The 20,323-nt window shown below is 60.0% G+C and carries 16 protein-coding genes; 5 read left to right on the top strand and 11 right to left on the bottom strand.

Going from position 1 to position 20,323, the window contains the following annotated elements; all coding sequences use genetic code 11:
• Positions 1-52 precede the first annotated feature (52 nt).
• From rbfA to rimP, 5 genes are all read right to left on the bottom strand, one after another.
• Complete coding sequence (gene rbfA / locus GOB81_RS13775; RefSeq protein ID WP_173571005.1) at positions 53-502, bottom strand: 30S ribosome-binding factor RbfA; 450 nt, start codon at positions 500-502, stop codon at positions 53-55.
• Entirely contained in the window at positions 499-3,174 is a 2,676-nt protein-coding gene (infB, locus tag GOB81_RS13770) for a translation initiation factor IF-2 (protein ID WP_173571004.1), read from the bottom strand. Before infB ends, rbfA begins: the two co-directional genes overlap by 4 nt.
• Positions 3,171-3,779 carry an RNA-binding protein gene (locus GOB81_RS13765; RefSeq protein ID WP_242010285.1) on the bottom strand — a complete coding sequence of 203 codons (609 nt, stop codon included), beginning with the start codon at positions 3,777-3,779 and terminating at the stop codon, positions 3,171-3,173. The genes infB and GOB81_RS13765 overlap by 4 nt, the downstream gene beginning before the upstream one ends.
• A 109-nt stretch (positions 3,780-3,888) precedes the next feature.
• Positions 3,889-5,448 (bottom strand): transcription termination factor NusA, encoded by a 1,560-nt coding sequence (nusA, locus tag GOB81_RS13760; RefSeq protein WP_173571032.1) that lies wholly within the window; start codon positions 5,446-5,448, stop codon positions 3,889-3,891.
• 147 nt (positions 5,449-5,595) lie between these two features.
• Positions 5,596-6,192, bottom strand: a complete 597-nt coding sequence (gene rimP, locus GOB81_RS13755; protein ID WP_173571003.1) for a ribosome maturation factor RimP — start codon at positions 6,190-6,192, stop codon at positions 5,596-5,598.
• A 157-nt stretch (positions 6,193-6,349) separates the two neighbouring features.
• Between rimP and GOB81_RS13750 the strand changes: the two genes are divergently transcribed.
• Genes GOB81_RS13750 through GOB81_RS13740 form a run of 3 tightly spaced genes read left to right on the top strand, consistent with a single transcriptional unit; the run spans position 6,350 to position 9,350 of the window.
• Positions 6,350-6,979 (top strand): hypothetical protein, encoded by a 630-nt coding sequence (locus GOB81_RS13750; RefSeq protein WP_242010284.1) that lies wholly within the window; start codon positions 6,350-6,352, stop codon positions 6,977-6,979.
• A 43-nt stretch (positions 6,980-7,022) separates the two neighbouring features.
• Positions 7,023-8,294: an AAA family ATPase gene (locus tag GOB81_RS13745; protein WP_173571002.1), complete on the top strand. Its 1,272-nt coding sequence runs from the start codon at positions 7,023-7,025 to the stop codon at positions 8,292-8,294.
• A 6-nt stretch (positions 8,295-8,300) separates the two neighbouring features.
• The gene (locus GOB81_RS13740) at positions 8,301-9,350 is read left to right on the top strand and encodes a hypothetical protein (protein ID WP_173571001.1); all 1,050 of its coding nucleotides are present in this window, start codon (positions 8,301-8,303) and stop codon (positions 9,348-9,350) included.
• Between the two features lie 3 nt (positions 9,351-9,353).
• On the opposite strand, the gene GOB81_RS13735 is transcribed toward GOB81_RS13740, so the two are convergent.
• The 4 genes from GOB81_RS13735 to acnA all read right to left on the bottom strand — a co-directional run bounded on the left by GOB81_RS13735 (position 9,354) and on the right by acnA (position 15,516).
• A complete protein-coding gene (locus GOB81_RS13735; protein ID WP_173571000.1) occupies positions 9,354-10,250 on the bottom strand; it encodes a LysR family transcriptional regulator in 897 nt (298 codons plus the stop codon).
• A gap of 148 nt (positions 10,251-10,398) precedes the next feature.
• On the bottom strand, positions 10,399-12,003 hold the full coding sequence (locus GOB81_RS13730) for an ABC transporter substrate-binding protein/permease (protein WP_173570999.1): 1,605 nt from the start codon (positions 12,001-12,003) through the stop codon (positions 10,399-10,401).
• Entirely contained in the window at positions 12,000-12,791 is a 792-nt protein-coding gene (locus tag GOB81_RS13725; protein WP_173570998.1) for an amino acid ABC transporter ATP-binding protein, read from the bottom strand. Before GOB81_RS13725 ends, GOB81_RS13730 begins: the two co-directional genes overlap by 4 nt.
• A 28-nt stretch (positions 12,792-12,819) precedes the next feature.
• Positions 12,820-15,516, bottom strand: a complete 2,697-nt coding sequence (gene acnA, locus GOB81_RS13720) for an aconitate hydratase AcnA (RefSeq protein ID WP_173570997.1) — start codon at positions 15,514-15,516, stop codon at positions 12,820-12,822.
• A gap of 233 nt (positions 15,517-15,749) precedes the next feature.
• Between acnA and ccmA the strand changes: the two genes are divergently transcribed.
• Both ccmA and ccmB read left to right on the top strand, forming a co-directional pair.
• Positions 15,750-16,421: a heme ABC exporter ATP-binding protein CcmA gene (gene ccmA / locus GOB81_RS13715; protein ID WP_173571030.1), complete on the top strand. Its 672-nt coding sequence runs from the start codon at positions 15,750-15,752 to the stop codon at positions 16,419-16,421.
• A complete protein-coding gene (ccmB, locus tag GOB81_RS13710) occupies positions 16,418-17,092 on the top strand; it encodes a heme exporter protein CcmB (RefSeq protein ID WP_173570996.1) in 675 nt (224 codons plus the stop codon). The genes ccmA and ccmB overlap by 4 nt, the downstream gene beginning before the upstream one ends.
• Before the next feature lie 19 nt (positions 17,093-17,111).
• On the opposite strand, the gene GOB81_RS13705 is transcribed toward ccmB, so the two are convergent.
• Both GOB81_RS13705 and hpnH read right to left on the bottom strand, forming a co-directional pair.
• A complete protein-coding gene (locus GOB81_RS13705; RefSeq protein ID WP_173570995.1) occupies positions 17,112-18,401 on the bottom strand; it encodes a hemolysin family protein in 1,290 nt (429 codons plus the stop codon).
• 89 nt (positions 18,402-18,490) lie between these two features.
• The gene (gene hpnH, locus GOB81_RS13700) at positions 18,491-19,687 is read right to left on the bottom strand and encodes an adenosyl-hopene transferase HpnH (protein WP_173570994.1); all 1,197 of its coding nucleotides are present in this window, start codon (positions 19,685-19,687) and stop codon (positions 18,491-18,493) included.
• Positions 19,688-20,323 lie beyond the last annotated feature (636 nt).

Below are 20,323 nucleotides of genomic sequence, written 5' to 3'. Positions count from 1 at the left end.
ATTTTTCTCTCCCGGCTTTTATAGAATCACGCGCGTAGAAAGAGACGAGGAGCTATTCTTCCTCGTGCTTGCCTAGGTCACGCAGAACTTCCGGCTGCCGCAGCAGAGTATCCACTTCCATCGCATAATCGAGCGCCGTATCCGGCTGGAAATGAAGCTCAGGAGCGATGCGCAAGCGCAGTGTGTGAGCAAGCTGGGTGCGCAGGAACGGGGAGACACGCTTCAACCCAGGCAGCAGGGCTTCAATGTCGCCTTTTCCAAGATCAGAAACAAAAGCTGTCGCATGTTTCAGATCGGGAGAAATACGCACTTCTGTCACCGTGATCATGACACCCGCCAGATCCGGATCACGGAACTCGGTACGGGCAAACACTTCCGCCAGCACACGCCTCACTTCCTCACCGACGCGAAGCTGTCGCTGGGAAGGACCGGAAGCGGCGAGGCCGGCGAGTCTCCCCGCCGGCCCCTTTGCGTCCTGGCGTTTGTTGGAACCCCGGGTCACGCTGGCACCAGTTCCATCTCGAAGCACTCAACAACGTCGCCTTCGCGCAGGTCATTGTAACCTGCGAAGGAAAGACCGCACTCATAACCACGTGCGACTTCCTTGACGTCATCCTTGAAGCGCTTGAGCTGGCTGAGATCACCCTCATGGATGACCACACCGTCACGCAGCAGACGCACACCACAGCCGCGCTTGACGACGCCTTCCGTGATGTAGGAGCCCGCAACCTTGCCGACCTTCGTGATGTTGAAGACCTGCCGGATTTCCGCATAGCCGAGGAACTTCTCGCGATGCTTCGGCGCGACCTTGCCTTTGACCAGCTGCTCAATGTCATCCGCCACCTGATAGATGATGGAATAGTAGCGGATCTCGACACCGTCGCGCTGAGCCATCTCGCGGGCCTGCGATGTTGCACGCACGTTGAAGGCGATGATGAGGCCGTCAGATGCCTTGGCAAGCTGAACATCGCTCTCGGTGATCTGACCGACAGTGTCATTCAGCACACGCACCGCGACTTCTTCGTGAGCGAGCTTCTCGACCGTGAGCTTGATGGCCTCGGCAGAACCCTGAACGTCCGCCTTGATGAGAACAGCGACTTCCTTCTGCGCACCCGCCTGGATACGAGCAAGCATCTGATCAAGTGTTCCGCGCGCCGCCGTCTTACCGGCTGCGGCATGTTCCTTGATCTTCCGCTGACGGAACTCGGAAATCTCACGGGCCCGGTTTTCATTCTCGACGACCACGAAGGACGAACCGGCTTCCGGCACGCCTGCGATACCGAGGATTTCGACCGGCATGGACGGAGGCGCATCCGAAACCTGACGGTTCCGATCATCCACCAGCGCACGCACGCGGCCCCATTCAGCACCGGCGACAACGATGTCACCTTTGCGGAGTGTGCCTTTCTGGACAAGGACGGTCGAAACCGGCCCGCGACCACGATCAAGACGTCCCTCGATGACAGCACCTTCGGCTGCACGCTCCGGGTTTGCCTTGAGGTCGAGAATCTCGGCCTGCAGCAGGATCGCTTCCTCAAGCTTGTCGAGATTGGTTCTCTTCAGCGCAGATACTTCCACATCCTGAACATCACCACCCATGGACTCGACCACAAGCTCGTAGCTCAGGAGTTCCTGACGCACACGGTCAGCATTTGCACCCGGCTTGTCGATCTTGTTGATCGCCACGATGATCGGGGCATTCGCAGCCTTGGCGTGCTTGATGGCTTCAGCCGTCTGCGGCATCACGCCGTCATCCGCCGCCACCACCAGCACCACCACATCAGTTACGGACGCACCACGGGCACGCATGGCCGTGAAGGCTTCATGACCCGGTGTGTCGATGAACGTGATCTTCGCACCGGAAGCCAGTTTCACCTGATAGGCACCGATATGCTGTGTAATGCCACCGGCCTCGCCAGCTGCGATATCCGTTGTGCGGAGCGCATCGAGCAAGGAGGTCTTGCCGTGATCGACATGGCCCATGATCGTGACGACAGGCGGCCGGGACGTCATATCGTCTTCGATATCCTCGACGCCCTGAATGCCGATTTCGACATCGCTTTCGGACACACGGCGAACGCGATGGCCGAATTCCTCGACAATGAGCTGCGCCGTATCGGCATCGATCGACTGGGTGACGGTCGCCATGACGCCCATTTTCATGAGCGACTTGATGACCTCACCCTGACGGGCGGCCATACGGTTGGCGAGTTCCTGCACCGTAATGGTTTCCGGAAGCACGACGTCACGAACGACACGCACCTGATCCGTGCGCAGACGCTCGAGCTCGGCCTGCCGCCGCTCGCGCTCGCGCTGACGACGGACGGACGCCAGTGAACGAGTCTTGTCGTCGTCACCTTCAATCGCGGCCTGAACGTCAATCCGCCCGGAACGACGACCCGTATCCTTTTTGGCAGGACCAGCGTTTCTTTTCGGAGGCGGCGTTGCACCCTTACGAGCTGGCCCGCGACGCTCTTCCTCAGCACCCTCGCGACCAGTCCGCAGACGCAGCGTTTCGCCCGCGCCGCTTGCTGGCGTGGCAGAAGGAGCCGGAGCCGGACGCGTCTGCACAAGCGGCTTAGTTGGCATGATGGCGCGTTCCGCCAGAGGACGCAGACGTCCCGGCGGAGGTGCCAGTGTTACGACACCGGGAATGGGCTGCGCAGAAACAACAGGCCCGCGCTCATCAGATGGAGAGGCAACCGCGGCCTCCGAACTTTCAGCGTCGCTGCTCGTCTCTTGCTGCTGAGCCTCGATCGCTTCGCGCTCTCTCTCTTCAGCCGCACGACGCTCGTCGTCTTCACGACGACGCGCTTCTTCAGCCGCAGAAAGAATCTGAATCTTTTCCTGCTCTATGCGCTGGGCTTCCTTCAGCGCAGTTTCCTTACGCTGCTCCTCAAGCACCCGCTGCCGGACTGCCAGTTCCGTATCGGTCAGGCCGCGTTTTCCCGGCTGACGCCCACCGGCCCCGCGCCCACCAGACACACCTGCCTTGGGAGCGCCGGAAACCGGCTTGCGATTTTTCCGAACCTCGACCTGCACTACCTTCGAGCGACCATGGCTGAAGCTCTGGCGCACAGATCCGGCATCGACCGTGTGTCCTACTTCAGAACGGCCTGCCGGCCGCAGGGACAAACGCCCCTTACCCTGATCCTGATCGTTGCCTTCGCTCATCTATCCGCCTGTTCAACCCGATCGCCGGAAATTCCCGGCGCACGCAGTTCGGTCATACCGACCAGCCCTGCCAAACGTTCACTGTCCTGCTGCAACCGGTCAGCTAATGCCCCGGCCCGCAGCGCCGCGTGCACTATGCGCTCGCGACTGAATACCTTACCCAATTCCGCAGCTGCCAGCGGCTTCACCACCGGCAGACTGCGTGCACCAGACAACAGCCTGACGCACTCATCCGGACTTCCGTCCGACGCCTGCACCACAAGGCCAGCAGACTTTGCCTCGATCCTTTCCCGGACCTTGGCATAGCCACATACCGTTTGCCCTGCCCGACGCGCCAACCCGAGCGTCTCCGTCACACGACGCAGAAGCCCGGCTTCGATCACACCCGCCAAATCAGAAGGAATGATAACCTGACAACGGGCTGCCCGTGCAAAGGCTCCGCGAGTCCGTGCGGTTTCTAGCACATCCCGCCGCGCACTCAACCAGATTCCCCGTCCGGGCAGACGCGCATCCAGATCAGGCACCAACCTGAGGCCGGGTGCCACCACGAAACGGATCATCTGCCCGGGAGCCAGCCGCGCGCGCGTTACAACGCACCTGCGCAACGGCCCCTTTTCATTTTCTTCATAGACGTCGCCCTCGTCAACGGCATTTACCGTTTCCGACGAGGTCGCCGGCGAACCGGCGTCTCCGACGTTTATATCACAGAAATGTTCATTGGTGGGTGTCGTGTTCAGAAGACACCTCCTCAGAGACTACCGGAGCCTCTTCGCTTTCATCTTCGAACCAGTGCGCACGAGCAAGCATGATGATCTCGTTCGCCGCCTCTTCATCAATGGACTCGGTGCCGAGAATCTCGATCAACTCATCGCCAGCCAGATCAGCCAGGTCATCAAGCGTCTTCACGCCCTTTTCACCCAGCGTCACCAGCATCTGGTTGGTGAACGCATTCAGGGCGACGATTTCATCCGTCACGCCAAGTTCCTGACGCTTCTCGTCGAGTTCCTCTTCCTTGCGGACAAGAGAACCTTCAGCGCGGCGCATCAGCTCTTCAACGACCGACTCATCGAAACCTTCGATGTTGCCGAGCTCATCGGGATCGGCATACGCGAGATCCTCAATGGTATCGAAGCCTTCCGTCACCAGAAGACCGGCAATGACGTCATCGACGTCAAGCGCCTCGACAAAGAGCCCCGTGCGGCGACGGAACTCTTCCTGACGGCGCTCCGATTCCTCGGCCTCCGTCAGGATATCAATGTCCCAGCGCGTAAGCTGGCTGGCGAGACGCACGTTCTGACCACGACGACCGATGGCGAGACTGAGCTGGTCATCAGGCACAACGACCTCGACGCGCCCGGCATCCTCATCCATCACCACCTTGCTGACTTCAGCCGGAGCGAGGGCATTGACCACGAAGGTCGCGGCCTGTGGGCTCCACGGGATGATGTCGATCTTCTCGCCCTGAAGCTCGGCGACCACGGCCTGCACACGCGAACCGCGCATACCAACGCAGGCACCCACAGGATCAATCGAAGCGTCTCGCGAAATGACGGCCATCTTGGCGCGGGAGCCCGGATCACGGGCCACGGCCTTGATTTCGATGATGCCGTCATAGATTTCCGGCACTTCCTGCGCGAACAGCTTCGCAAGGAAGGCGGGATGGGTGCGGGACAGGAAAATCTGCGGCCCGCGCGGCTCGTCACGCACATCATAGATGTAGGCGCGAACACGGTCCGAATTACGGAACGTCTCACGGGGAATCAGCTCATCGCGACGCAGAAGCGCCTCGGCGGAACCGATCTCGACCATGAGGTTGCCGTATTCTGTACGCTTGACCGTGCCGTTGACGATCTCGCCCACGCGATCCTTGAATTCGTCATACTGGCGCTTGCGCTCGTATTCACGCACGCGCTGCACGATGACCTGCTTGGCGGTCTGGGCGGAAATACGACCGAAATCAATCGGCGGCAGCGGATCGATCAGATGCTCGCCAAGCTCAATATCAGCCTTGAACTTGCGGGCGATATGAAGCGGGATCTGTGTTTCTTCGTTCTCGACTGCCTCGACAGCTTCCGTCCAGCGGGAGAGACGCACTTCTCCGGTCTTGCGGTCAATGGTCGCACGGATATCTTTTTCGTGGCCATACTTGGCACGACCGGCCTTCTGAATGGCCTGCTCCATCGCCTCGAGAACTTCCTCGCGGTCGATCAGCTTCTCACGCGCAACAGCGTCAGCCACCAAAAGCAACTCGGGACGTGCAACAGAGGTATCCATACTCATCACCACTCCACGACAGACCAGAAACTGACGCCCGGCATCAGCCCAATCCCGCAAGCCAGAATTCCGTCGAAGCCATCGCTCCGAACCAGTCTCTGGGCTGCATATGATATCAAAAGCCCGATTTTACCACCCCTGCCAGTCTTAATGGCGAGGTTCGGACTTCTTTTTCTTTTCCGTCACCTCTTCGGACTCCGACTGCTCATCACCTGCCTGCGTGGCGGCAATCAGGGCGTCCGTGAGGATCAGACGGGCCTTTTTCAGTTCCCGAAACGGCAGAACGACTTCAGTCCCGTCATCCAGACGAAGGCGACCGCCTTCTTCCGAAGCTCCCAGCACAACACCGGAGAACCGGCGCCGCCCACTGACCGGCACCAGCACTTCCGCCTTGACCAGATGACCGGCGAAACGGTCCCAGTCTTTCGGACGCGTCAGAGGCCTGTCGATTCCCGCCGATGAAACTTCAAGCGTCCAGTTACCGGGAATAGGGTCCTCAACGTCGAGGACAGCACCCACCGCGTGGCTGATCTGCTCACAGTCTTCAACAGTGATGAGCATGCCATCCGCACGGTCGGCCATGACCTGTACCGTCGGCACCTCACGACCGAGCACCGACACGCGCACGATCTCGAAGCCGAGATCCTCCAGCGTGGGAGCAATCATTGCCAGGATGCGGCCTTCAAGGCCGACGTGAGTCGAGTTGTCTTCGTCCATAACAAAAAAGGCGGCCGAAACGGCCACCCCCCAAAACAACGGAAGATGAAAAGGAATAATTGCTTGTAAGCCATCGGGCCAAGAAGCGCAACACTGAACAGCGCCCCCTCGGTTTACGTTCCGAGAGGTAAAGCTTTGTAACCTTTCCGTTTGCCTCTTGCGTGGAGGCGACGGCGGATGTCTGATGACATTCGCTATGAGTGGTCATTTTTCACCCACACCAGAGAGACAACCGGAGAAGGATCCCGGCAATCAGGGGCCACGGCTCATGGTGGCTACGATCGCTGCTCTGCTTGTCATCGGTGGGGGGGCATCATGGATGGCGAACAACCACTCCGCTCCTGCCGAAACCCGAAGCGAAGCGAGCGCCGCAGCAAGCGGGACCCAGCAAACATCAGGATCGGCACTTGCGGAAGGACAACTCGCGGCGACCGCGCAACTGGCCTACATCGCTCCGGAACATGCCGCTCAGGCCCTGCGAAAAGCAGGGTATTCCACCGAGGAGCAGGCCCGGATCATGGCGGGCATCAAACGTCGCGAATATCGTCTGGCCATCATGCCCGTGTTTGACGCGGGCAATACGGGTGGCACCATCGCGATTCAGTCGGGATCCATGCGCAAGGTCGTCGTGCTTTCACCCAAGCCCCAGAGCATTGTTCTGCCCATTACAGTCGCTGGAGAAGTCACCATCACGCCTCTTTCCAATCCCGGCGTCACGGGCATAGCCACCGGCGCCATCACCGTTCTCGGCCCCGAAGCGCTGCCGGTCCTGCATCAGGACGAAGCACTGCTTCTTTCGGTGCTCGTGCAGTGACAGTCACGGGACTTTTCATGCTCCCTCCTCGGATGATCGTCCCATGAAGGGCCTGATTCCCATGCTCAACCGGTTCATGCCGGTGATGATGGTGATCTTTCTGATCCTTGCGAGCATTCAGGCTGCTGTCAGCCTGCATCTTTCGCTCGCCACGCTGGATCATTTCATGAAATGGTGTGCTCCGCTCTGGCCTGTTCTGGCCGCAGCGGGGACGTTCTTCACGCTGATGGGTCTTCTCTATGAAACGCGTGCAGAAAAATTGTCCCGCAAAGGGCTTATTCCGAGACGGGGGTGGATGATGGACGTTCTGGCGCGGCTCACAAACCGACAGGCTCTGGAAGAAATGATGGCCCGTGAACAGCGGGACTCTACTATCGATGCTGAGGAACTCGCCGCCAATCTGCGCGCCCGCGTGATCGGTCAGGATCAGGTCTGCGAAGACATGGCGACCCAGCTTCGCCGACGTCTGGCCCTGCAGGTTCGCGGCAAGCCCGTGGGCATCTTCCTGCTTGCGGGACCACCGGGCACCGGCAAAACCTATCTTGCCAAGCAGCTGGCGCGTCAGCTTGACCGTCCGCTCATGCATTTCGACATGACGCAGATGGGCAGCCCGCACGCCGCGACCCAGCTTTTCGGCTCGCCGAAGGGATATGTGGGGTCTGACACCTATGGCAAGCTGACCGGCGGCCTCAAGGAAAAGCCCGACTCCGTCGTGCTCCTCGATGAAATCGAGAAAGCGCACCCGGATGTCTTCAAGCAGTTCCTCGTGGCATGGAACGATGGCTATGTGACGGAAGCCTCGACTGGTGCGCACGTCTCCGCCACGCAGGCCATCTTCATCCTCACGTCCAATATCGCCACCGAGGCTCTCACCGAAATCGCCAACCGTCTGGGCGACGACCCTGACCGGATGCGTGCCGAATCGGTGGAAGCACTTCGTCAGGCCGGTTTCGCGCCGGAAGTACTCAACCGTATCGACCGCATTTTCGTGTTCCGCCCCTTGAGAGGCCTCGATATCGCGCGTGTCTCGGCTCTCGAAATCGAGACGATGATCGACAGCTACGGGCTGTCGATCGAACCGGGCGGCATCGAGCCGAGCATCCTGTTCGATGTCATGCGCCGGCAGAATCGCCTTGGTGACGGAGCGTCGGCACGTGATCTGGCCCGTTCGATTGAGGACATGATCAGCGAATCCCTGATCGTCGCCCGCCAGCAGGGAGCCAAGATGGTTCGCATCATCCAGACCGAAAATGGCGTGACGGCGCAGGTCGTGACCGAGCCGCTTGCCCCGACCCGCGCCCATCTGACCACCTGACGCCGCATGTCCGCATTTTCCCGTCTCTGGCGTCGCGCCCCCGTGTGGCGTCTGTCTCTTTTCGGAATGGTCGCATTCAGCGGCCTGACCGTTCTTTATCCTCCGCATTGGCTGGTGAAGCTCTACCCCCCCATCGGCACGCTCGTACATCATCCGGCCGCTTCGGCTGACAGCGGTGGCGACACCCCTTCCTCGTCGGAAGAACAGGATACGGATGCTTCGCAGGGAGCTGCGCCGCCACCGCCACCCGCAGGTCGAGCCCCGCAGCAGACAGCCGCGGCAGGCGGCGACAACGGTCATCGTGGCGATTACACCACATCCAGCAAGGCGGCCGCGCCTCCGATTGATGCGGAACTGCGGGATATCATTCCGATCGCCGGGCGTCAGTTGCCTCTTCCTGCGGGCGTATGGCACCCCGTACTGACCGAAGAAAGCGGTCCGCATGGAGAGATCTCCAGCAATATCCTTGTGCGCACGGATCGTGGCGTCGTCACGGGGGTCATCCTCGTCCGGGCGACCACCGCGAGCGTCCCCGCAAAAGAAGCCAGCAACCTTGAACCTTTCTGCCCGAAGGATCGCAGCGTTTCTCGCCATCTTCTTGCGGCACCGAGCGGCGCGACTCAATGCGCGGCGACCGGGGTGGGTTTCATGCCCCACGATGAGAAAGCTTCACGAGATGATATCGACTGGGCTTTTCACCGTCTCAATCTTCTCGGTTTCCCCATGCCTCCCCTCATGGGGCTCGGGCTATGGGTCTATGAAGCCAACGCAGCCGATGGCGGAAAGGACTTCGAAGTCGTCTCCATCGCACTCAGTCCTGCGGAACCGGGGACAGCCAAACTCAGCACACCTCTGGCCGACTGGACTCCCGAAGGTCTTGGCAACTCGCCGTTTTCCGGACGTTTCATGAACAACCTGCACAACTGGCTGCTTCAGTGGGCACCCATCCTTCTTCAAGGTTATCAGGGAAAGCTCCAGCCCGTTGCGAGCGGCACTATCCGCCCCGGCGCCGCCGACCCTGCCTGGCACGGCAGCGCCGACATGCCACCCACCTGAGCCTCATCCCGGCGTAAGAACGTCCGAGGAAATCTGGATGAGGAAATCCAGGACCGTGCGAGTGCGCAGCGGCAACGTACGCGGCCCTGTATGCACTGCATACAGCGGCATAGGCGGAACCTTCCAGTTCGGCAGGACCTCGACCAGATCGCCTGCGATCAGCAGATCGCGCACCTGAAATTCCGGTAGCAATCCGATTCCCACGCCAGCCTGCACCGCATGTAATGCTGCTTCGCTGGAATTGGCCCGGAATACGGTTGGCGGAGCAACGACGCTCTCTTCTCCGTCATTGAAGAAATGCCAGTCCTGCCGCCCTCCCCCGTAAGTGAACACGACGCAGGATTCTCCCACCAGATCGCGCGGATGGTCGAGCTTTACTTTCGGGTGAAAATTGCGGGGCGACATCACCAGCGAACGCCGAACCGCCCCCAGTTTGCGGGCGATCAGCGAACCTTCCGCGATTTCACCCACGCGGATGGCAAGGTCCAGCCCCTCCTCCACCAGATCCCCGAAACCGTCACGCATGATCAGTTCCACGGACAGGTCCGGGTGTTTGGTGAGGAGATCATTGATCCGGTTGGTCAGGTAAAGACCGAAGGCCGTCGTGACGCCCAGCCTTACAAGCCCTGAGACTGAAGCGCGCCGACGACCAAGGACCGTCTCGGCTGTCTCAAGAATCTCCAGCACCTCATAGGCATGAGGGAGCAGACTCCGTCCATCTTCCGTCATCATCAGGCTGCGCGTCGTTCGGGCGAACAGCGTCGTGCCGTAATGAGCTTCCAGCAATGCAATATGGCGGGAGATGGTGGGCTGACTGGCTCCGGTCTCACGCGAGACAGCGGAAAATGATCCGGTCGCAGCGACACGGACAAAACTATGGAGTGCGGAAAGAAGATCCATCGGCGCAATCGCAATTCAAAGGTGCAGCCGATGATGACAAACTGTTTATTTATACACAATATGTCGAAAACGAAGGTTCATATACCAGAAACGCATAGGAGGGAGGAGACATAAAGATGCCCCCCTCCGACGCCCTACTCTCTGGCACTCAGTATTTTTCGTTACCGCTGCGGCGTTCACTGACAGCAAGCCGCCGCTCGGCGAGTTTCGCCATGCGAACAAACGGCAATCCCAGCAGCAGATAAGCGCCGCCGACCATCATCCCCGTTCCGAAATAATCGAAATAGGTCGAGGACAGCCTGACGTAGGTCTGGCTGAGTTCGGTCAGAGTGATGATGCTGACCAGTGACGAATCCTTCAGCAGCGAGATGAAGTCATTCGTCATCACCGGCACAACGACCCGGAACGCCTGCGGCACGACGACGTAACGAAGCGACTGCGTGTGGCTCATGTTCAGAGCTGTAGCCGCCTCCATCTGCCCCCGTGCGACGGATTGCAGCCCGGCACGATAATTCTCGGCCTCATAAGCCGCGTAATTCAGGCCCAGACTGATGACACCCGCCACGAAAGGCGAAAGTCTGATCCCGATTCCCGGCAATCCGTAGAAAATGAACAGCACCTGGATCAGCAGTGGCGTGCCGCGCACGATTTCGATGTAAATCGTTGCGACCGCAGCCATCCAGCCCGGCCCATACCGTCGCGCAAGAGCCAGAACCAGCCCCAGAGCCACGGCGAGAACCATCGCGCAGGCCGAGACAGCAAGCGTCATGACGGCACCACGACCGATCAGCGGCAGGAAGCTGACATAGCGGTCGAAGCGGGCTTTCCAGCCTTTTGGCGGAGAGGTCGCGGCAATGTAGCGCTCCCATTCCGTCGGCGTGATTCCGGGCTGGGAATGATCGCCTGTCCAAGCGGCCATTTCCGGTGTCCACAGGTTCCAGCGCGCCAGAATACGATGCAGCGTGCCATCGACGATCATCGACTTCAGGGCTGCATCGACCTGCTGGCGCAACTCCATGTTCCCGCCCTTGGCGAAAGCGATTCCGTAGGACAGATGCCCGACCGGGGGGCCAACGATCCGGAAGGCCGGATCGGCTTCGCCGTAATAGAGCGCAATGGGGCCATCGATGAGAATCGCATCGAGGCGCTTGTTGCGCAGATCCTCGAACATGTTGGATTCTTCATCATAGCCACGCACGGTGATGTCGTGTCGGTCACCCATCATGCGCTCGGCCAGCGTGTCCTTGACCGTGCCGATCGTATGACCGCCGAGACGGTCGTATGAGTCCAGACCTGCCTGATCGCGGCGCACGACGATCCGTTCCGAGGTCATGTAGTAGGGTTGGCTGAAATCGACAGCCTCGATGTGCTCCGGAGTCATTTCGATGCCGCAAATGACCATCAGGTAGAAATTGCGTTCGAGGCCGGGGATCAGACCGTCCCAGTCGTTCTGGACGAACTGGGCGTCACGGCCCAATCGACGGCCGATTTCTTCCATGATGTCGTATTCGAACCCGCTCATGCGGTTTTCGTCCGACGGATCATGGAATGTGTAGGGGACGTTCGAGGTGCCGTCAGCGCCCCATTTCAGGACGGTAGTGGATTCAGGCGAAACCGGGACCGTGACAGAAGCCGGAGCCGGAGCAGCGACTGTGTCCTGCGCCCAGACGGTGGCGCTCGACAAGGCAGGCAGGCCAAGCGCGAGGATGCCGGACATCAGAAGGCTACGGGCCCGGAACAGGACGGCCTTCATGATGAAGCTCCGAGAAAACGCCGCGTGCGGGGATCGCGGGGGTTGTCACACATTTCGTCGGGGTCGCCGATCTCGATGATCTCACCGCCATCCATGAACACAATCCGGTCCGAGGCAGCGCGGGCAAAATGAATGTCGTGCGTGACGACGATCTGCGTCATGCCCTCACGATCGAGCGCCCGCATGACTTCCAGCACTTCCTCCGCCACACGGGGGTCGAGGGCGGAAGTCGGCTCGTCATACAGCATCACATCGGGTCGCATGGCGAGCGCCCGGGCAATGGCCGCACGCTGCTGCTGGCCACCCGACAGCGTGGCCGGGTAGCGCAGGATGGCAGCCTCAAGTCCGACCTTGGCGAGCAGTTCACGGGCTTCAGCTTCGGCCACGCTGGGCGCTACCTTCTTCACCACGCGGGGTGCGAGCATTACGTTGTCGAGGACGGTGCGATGGGGAAACAGGTTGAAGGACTGGAACACCATGCCGACATGGGCGCGCAACCTGTGCGCCAGTGCTTCGTCGGAGGCTTTCCATGCGCCACCGGCGCGCCGGATGCTGTCATCAGCAATGGTGACGGTGCCTTCATCGGGGATTTCGAGGAAATTCAGACACCGGAGAAAGGTGGATTTCCCGCAGCCCGACGGACCGATGATGGAAATGAGTTCCCCGCGCTCGACTGTCAGGGAAACGCCATTGAGCACCTTGTTTGAGTCAAAAGACTTGCTGATCGACTCAGCACAAAGGACCGTTTCTACGCAAAAAGCTGGCCCGGAAAATTCCGGGCCAGCCATTTTGCTGTCGTCGTAAGACGGAAGTGTATCAGGCAGCTTTTAGCATCCCACGAAGAACATACTGAAGAATACCACCATGGCGGTAATATTCGACCTCGTCCAGCGTATCTATGCGACAAAGTAGTGACACTTCTTCCTTCGAACCGTCAGCCCGCGTGATGACCAGCGTCACGTCCATGCGTGGCGAGATCTTCTCCAGACCGATGATATCGAAGACTTCGTCACCCTTGAGATTGAGTGACGTGCGGCTCGTGCCGTCCTTGAAGAGCAGCGGCAGAACGCCCATTCCGACAAGGTTGGAACGATGGATACGCTCGAAGCTCTCGGCAATCACGGCTTTCACGCCGAGAAGCAGGGTGCCTTTCGCGGCCCAGTCACGGGAAGACCCCATGCCGTATTCCTTGCCGCCGATGACGACGAGGGGCGTGCCTTCCTTCTTGTACTCCATGGCCACATCGTAGATGAAGCCCTGCTTACCGTCCGGGAAGTGCTTCGAGAAACCACCTTCCGTGCCGGGGCACATCTCGTTCTTGATGCGGATGTTGGCGAACGTGCCACGCACCATGATGCGGTCATTGCCACGACGTGAACCGTAGGAGTTGAAGTCCTTCGCTTCGACACCATGCTCCATCAGATACTTGCCTGCGGGCGAGTCCTTCTTGATGGCACCGGCCGGGGAAATATGGTCGGTGGTGATGTTGTCGCCGAGCAGGGCCAGAAGACGCGCGCCCTTGATGTTGGTCGTCGTCTCGGAAGGTTCCGCCGGCATGTCCTTGAAGTACGGAGGATCCTGCACGTAGGTGGATTTCTCATCCCACTTATAGGTTTCGGAACCCGTGGCGACCTTGAGATCCTGCCACTCCTTCGTGCCCTTATCCACTGTGCTGTAACGCTTGATGAACTCGTCACGATTGATGGAGGAACCCATCAGCGCAGCGATTTCCTTGTTCGAAGGCCAGATGTCCTTCAGGTAAACCGGCTTGCCGTCCTTGGACGTGCCGAGCGGCTCCTTCGTGATATCCTTGCGCATCGTGCCGAGCAGCGAATAGGCCACAACGAGCGGCGGGCTCGCGAGGTAGTTCGCCCGCACGTTCGGGGAGATACGACCTTCGAAGTTACGGTTGCCGGACAGGACGGACACAGCGACCAGCTTGTTGTTCTCGATGGCGTCGACAATGTTCTCAGCCAGCGGACCGGAGTTACCGATGCAGGTCGTGCAACCGTAACCGACCGTGTTGAAGCCCAGAGCATCGAGGTCTTCGCTCAGCTTGGCGCGGTTGAGGTAGTCGGTGACAACCTGCGATCCCGGAGCCAGCGATGTCTTCACCCATGGCTTCGGCTTCAGACCGAGGGCACGCGCCTTGCGGGCGACGAGACCGGCGGCAATCAGCACGGCAGGGTTTGACGTGTTGGTGCAGGACGTGATTGCCGCGATGACGATATCGCCGCTGCCAAGCTCGTAGTTCGTGTTGGCGACGGGAACTTTCTTGTTGGCTTCCGCTGCCGGCACGCCGAGGCTGCTGGTCAGTTCTTTCTCGAACGCGGTTGTCGCATCGGTGAGGACAACACGATCCTGCGGACGCTTCGGACCCGAGATGGACGGAACTACCGTGGACAGATCGAGTTCAAGTGTATCGGTGAAGACCGGCTCCGGTGTTTCCGCCGTGCGGAACATGCCCTGCGCCTTGTAGTATTCCTCGACCACCTTGATGCGGTGTGCATCACGGCCCGTGTCATGCAGATAGTCGAGCGTCAGCTTATCGACCGGGAAGAACCCGCAGGTCGCACCATATTCCGGTGCCATGTTGGCGATGGTCGCACGATCAGCAACCGGAAGGTGATCGAGAGCCGGACCGTAGAATTCGACGAACTTGCCGACAACACCCTTCTTGCGGAGCATCTGCGTGACGGTCAGCACCAGATCGGTCGCCGTAGCGCCCTCTGGGAGCTTATTGGTCAGTCGGAAGCCGATGACATCGGGGATCAGCATGGCAATCGGCTGGCCGAGCATGGCCGCTTCAGCCTCGATGCCACCAACGCCCCAGCCCAGAACGCCCAGACCGTTGACCATGGTCGTGTGGGAGTCGGTGCCGTACAGCGTGTCCGGGTAGACATATTCCTTGCCGCCAACCTCGGCGGTCCAGGCGACCTGTGCGATATATTCGAGGTTCACCTGATGGCAAATGCCGGTATCGGGCGGAACGACCGAGAAGTTCTCGAACGCTTCCTGACCCCAGCGCAGGAACGCATAGCGCTCGCCGTTCCGGTCGAACTCGATGGTGATGTTCTTCTGGAGTGCATCTGGGGTGCCGTAGACATCCACCATCACCGAGTGATCGATAACGAGGTTGACCGGAACCAGCGGGTTCACCTTATCCGGGTTGCCCTTCAGCTGCACGATGCCATCGCGCATCGCAGCGAGGTCGACCACCCCCGGAACACCGGTGAAATCCTGCATCAGGATACGCGATGGCTTGAAGGGGACTTCCTTCGTGCTGCGCGCATGCTCCAGCCAACTGGCAATGGCTTTGGCGTCATTCTGAGTGTAGGAGCGACCGTCTTCGAAACGCAGGACGTTCTCGAGCAGCACCTTGAGGCTCACCGGCAGGCGCTCGACCTTGCCGATGGTTTTCTCGGCCTCCGGGATTGAGAAATAATGGTAGGTCTTGCCGTCAACCTTGAGCTCGCGCCCGGTTTTCAACGAATCGTGCCCAACCGCTTTCATAAAACTTCCCTCCGCGACAACAGCATCCCGCTGGTATGTCGAACCGGCAGCACCCCCCACAATCAGGCGGTGGATGCCCTTTACCCGGGAAGCGTCCCGGGTCGCCAGCTTGATCTCTGATCGGGGCTAGAACATACCGGGAGCGCGCTTCCGCACAAGCGTACCGGTGACCACAAGAACGCGAGCAGCGCGAAAAGCCGGTGTCCCGAGGTCACAAATAAGGGAACAGGCTCATTACCGCTTCATCCCCTCTTTCTCCGACCCTGCTGGCGCAGGACATCTCGGTTTTCCGCGGTGAACGGCTGGTTCTCGACACTGTCGGCCTGTCTCTTTCCTCAGGAGAGGCCCTGCTGCTGACGGGTCCGAACGGGGCGGGAAAATCCACGCTGCTGCGAGTGCTGGCAGGTCTGAGGAAGCCGGATGCGGGCCAGTTGCTCTGGGATGGGGAGAATGCCTTCGCGGACCGCACGAACCATGCGCACCGCATTGCTTATCTCGGCCATCAGGACGCCCTGAAGCCCGGTCTCACCCTGATCGAAAATCTGACCATCTTCTCGCATGGCGCTCCTCTGGACGAGGCTCTGGATGCCTTCGAGTTGCGGCACCTTGCCGATGCCCCGGTGCGCCTTTTCTCCGCTGGCCAGAAAAGACGTGCGGCTCTCGCCCGAATCATGCTGGCCCAAGCGCCTCTGTGGCTGCTGGACGAGCCGAGTCTGGGACTTGACGTGCATTCGGTCGAACGGCTCGGGGACGTCCTGCGCCGCCATCGCGAAGACGGAGGCATGATCATCGCCACCACCCATGTTCCACTGCCTCTCGACAATGTGCGCCATCTGGCTCTCCCCGGGGCCCCCGTGGAGGAAGAACCCGTGGATGAATGGGCAGATGAGGGTGCCTGGGCATGAGTGTGGGGCAGCTCTTTTTCGGCATCATCGGGCGTGATCTGCGCCTTGCCCTGCGTCATGGCGCAGATACGCTGGGGGCGGTGCTGTTTTTCATTCTGGCGGCGGCTCTCTTTCCGCTCGCCCTCGGCCCGTCGCCCGAACTGCTGCGACGGATGGCGCCCGGCGTGATCTGGGTCTGCGCGCTGCTGGCGTCTCTCCTGCCGCTGGACCGGCTCTTTGGTTCAGAACTGGAAGACGGCTCGCTGGATCAGCTGATGCTGATCGGCCTGCCTCCTGCCCTCGTCGCTCTCGCGAAAATGGCGGCGCACTGGCTGACGACGGGCCTGCCCCTACTGATAGCCGCCTTTCCGATGGCGGTGATGCTGGGTCTGCCGACCAGTGCGCTCCCGGCGCTCATGGCTGGCCTGATCCCGGGCACGATGGCCCTGTCCCTGTTTGGAGGAATGGCCGCTTCTATCGTTCTGGGGGCGCGACGTGGTGGTGTTTTGCTGCCGCTGCTGGTGCTGCCTCTGGTGACGCCGGTGCTGATTTTCGGGGCGGCTGCAGTCGATGCTGCACGAACCGGCCTCCCCTACGCGCCTGACATGGAACTTCTGCTGGCCTTCTTCGCAGGGGCGCTCCCGCTTTGTCCGCTGGCTGCGGGAGCCGGGTTACGGGCGGCTGTGGAATAACATTCCCAGCCGGGCCGTATCAGTTTTCGGCGAGCGCCTGACGACTCGCCTTCACACGGATCACGCGGCGGCCTTCCATTTCAAGGACTTCAAACAGCCATGCCGAGAACACCACCTTGTCACCCACGGCGGGTACGCGGCGCAGCAATGCGAGGATGAGGCCGCCAAGGGTGTGATAATCGCCCTCACCCGGCAAGGGTCCGAGATTAAGACGGTCCTTCACCTCGTCCGCCGGCTCCGAGCCTTCCAGCATCACGACATCACCGGGCTTCACCGGCAACAGTGCGTGCTGCCCATGTTCCTTGACCTCGCCGACAATGGCATCGAACAGGTCGGACGCCGTCACGATCCCTTCGAACGAGCCGTATTCATCAACGACCAGCGCGATGCCCAGCGGAATGGATCGCATTCTTTCCAGCATATCGAGCGCGGAGATCGTATCCGGCACGACAACAGGCTGACGCAGCCCCGCCTCGACGGACACGGGCATACCGTCGAGGAGCCGGTCCAACATATCGCTGGCAAGGATCACCCCCACGGGATTGTCCACTCCTCCCTCGCAGACCACCAGACGTGAAAAGGTCGTGGTGCGCAGCGTTGAAATGAGCAGGTCGCGGGGAGCATGGCGCTCGATCGAGATGATTTCGTTGCGGGGCGTCATGATGGCCCGCACGGGGCGGTCCGCCAGCCTGAGCAGCCGCTCGATCATCGTGCGTTCTTCATGCTCCAGCACACCTGCCTGCGTGCCTTCCAGAAGCACGGCGCGCAACTCTTCTTCCGTCAGGGCGCGTTTGTCGCCGGTCGAGATGCGTAGAATCTTCAGCACCAGATTGGAAGAAAGCCTCAGGAACCATACGATCGGCCGCGTGACCAGCGCCAGTATGTCCAGAGGGAACGACAGTGCCGCCGCAATCTGCTCGGGAAACTGGAGCGCCAGTTGTTTCGGGACGAGTTCGCCGAGAACCAGCATGAGGGCCGTGATCGCGACGACCACAACGATCATGGACACATCTTCGGCAAAAGGCGCGATTGCCGGAAACTGAGCCAGCCAGGGCGTCAGTGCGGCTTCGATTTTCACACCGCCGAACGTGCCCTCCAGAATCGACACGAGTGTCATGCCGATCTGCACTGTGGGCAGGAAGCTCTGAGGATCGTCGGCCAGCTTGAGTGCTCTGTCCGCCCCGCGCACGCCCTGCGTCTGAAGCATGACAAGGCGGGGTCGCTTCACGGAAATCAGGGCCAGTTCGCCCATCGCGAAGACGCCGTTCAGCACGACAAGGAGCAGAATGATCAGAATCGAAACAGTCATGACACCCGAATAAACAGAAAAAGGGCAGAACCCGCAGGTCCTGCCCCCGTATAACCGACTCGTATCGGATTACCGAACTGAGGGACTGGTCAGTCCGCTGCATCCGCAGGAACTGCGGCTGCCGGAGTTGCGGAACTGACGACTTTCGTCACGCGCGGCGGCTTTGCCGGCTTCTTGCGGGACGTGATCTCCTCCATCTGCTCATCGACCTGCTCAGAATAATTGTACTGAGCCGGACGCTGGTTCGCGAGAGAGATTTCCGGAGCCATGGGACCTTCGGTCTGAGGCCCGAAGAGAGCGACTTTCGCAATATGCCAAGGGCGACGTACCGCGTCCCTTACGGCTGTAGCTTCATAGCCGGAATGGACCATGCAGTCGGCGCACTTTTCATAGTTGCCGGTGCCGTAATCATCCCACTTCGTGTCGCTCATCAGTTCGTCGAACGACTTGGCATAGCCTTCGCCCAGCAGATAGCACGGACGCTGCCAGCCGAAGACGTTCCGCAGCGGCTTGCCCCACGGGGTGCAATGATAATTTTCATTGCCCGCAAGGAAGTTCAGGAACAGCGGCGACTGTGTAAAGCGCCACTTGTGTCCTTTGCCCAGACGGAAGACCTCACGGAAAAGCTGCTTGGTCTTCTGCCGATTGAGGAAGTGCTCCTGATCCGGTGCGCGCTCGTAGGCATAGCCCGGGGCGGTCATGATGCCATCGACGCCCATTGCCATCACTTCATCGAAGAAGTGAGCAACCCGCTTCGGATCGGCACCATCGAACAGGGTGCAGTTGATCGACACACGGAAGCCGCGGGCCTTGGCTTTCTTGATAGCCACGACCGCACGCTCATAGACGCCTTCCTGACACACCGAAGCGTCGTGCATCTCCATGTCGCCATCCAGATGGACGTCCCAGGAGAAGAACGGGTTCGGCTCGAAATCGTCCATCTTCTTTTCCAGAAGAAGGGCGTTCGTGCAGAGATAGACATACTTCTTGCGGGCGATCAGCGCCCGGACAAGTTCCGGCATCTCCTTGTGGAGAAGCGGCTCGCCTCCGGCGATCGCGATGACGGGCGCACCCGCCTCCGCATCCGCATCCAGACACTCCTGAAGGCTCAGGCGCTGGTTCAGGATAGCAGCCGGATAGTCGATCTTGCCGCAGCCGGCACACGCAAGATTACACCGGAACAGCGGCTCCAGCATGAGAACAAGAGGATAACGCTTCCGCCGGGTGACATGCTGTTTCACAACATATGCGCCGACCCGGACGGCCTGCATCAAGGGTACCGCCATTACGCTCTGCTCCTCAGGTTGGTCAGACGCGACCAACCTCCAGTCAAGTTGCGGACATAATATGGCCATGTCCGGTAAAAAGAATAAGAAACTGTCTCGGGGCTCAGGCCTGCGGACAAGTCATGGCGTGCGTGCATAGATACGGCACGACGCATCTTTAATGGACGGCGTATAGAATAACCCGCTTGAAGCACTCAAGTGCTGATTGGATATATGTTGCAATAACACCACACTGGCCGGCCATTCGGAAAATGATGCTTGTCAGACAGACCTAAAGGCGACCAAGCAAACCGCCAGTTTTTTCGAACCCCAGCCGTTCGATCGCCCGACGGAGAGTTTGCCGGACAAGATCGTTTAAAACTCCACCACCTGGAGTTCGTTCGTCCAGCCATATCTTTCCAGGCCACGGAAGTCCTGAACTCCGTGTGTCCGGGTGTGTTGGCGACCGCAGAAACGGATGTGACACGTTATGGCTCACAACACGATCGCTTCCTCCACTTCCTCAGGTGGCGCGTCGCCTGATATCCCCACGCGGGGTCGTTTTCCGTTACTGGACCGTGTTTCGTATCCTGTTGATCTTCGGAACCTGTCGATTGATCAACTGAAGCAGGTTGCGGACGAGCTTCGTTCGGAGAC

This window comes from Acetobacter conturbans (assembly GCF_011516755.1).
GTDB classification, from domain to species: Bacteria; Pseudomonadota; Alphaproteobacteria; order Acetobacterales; family Acetobacteraceae; genus Acetobacter; species Acetobacter conturbans.
The sequence above is the reverse complement of the archived record's forward strand: the minus strand, read 5'-3'. Positions and strand labels throughout refer to the sequence as shown.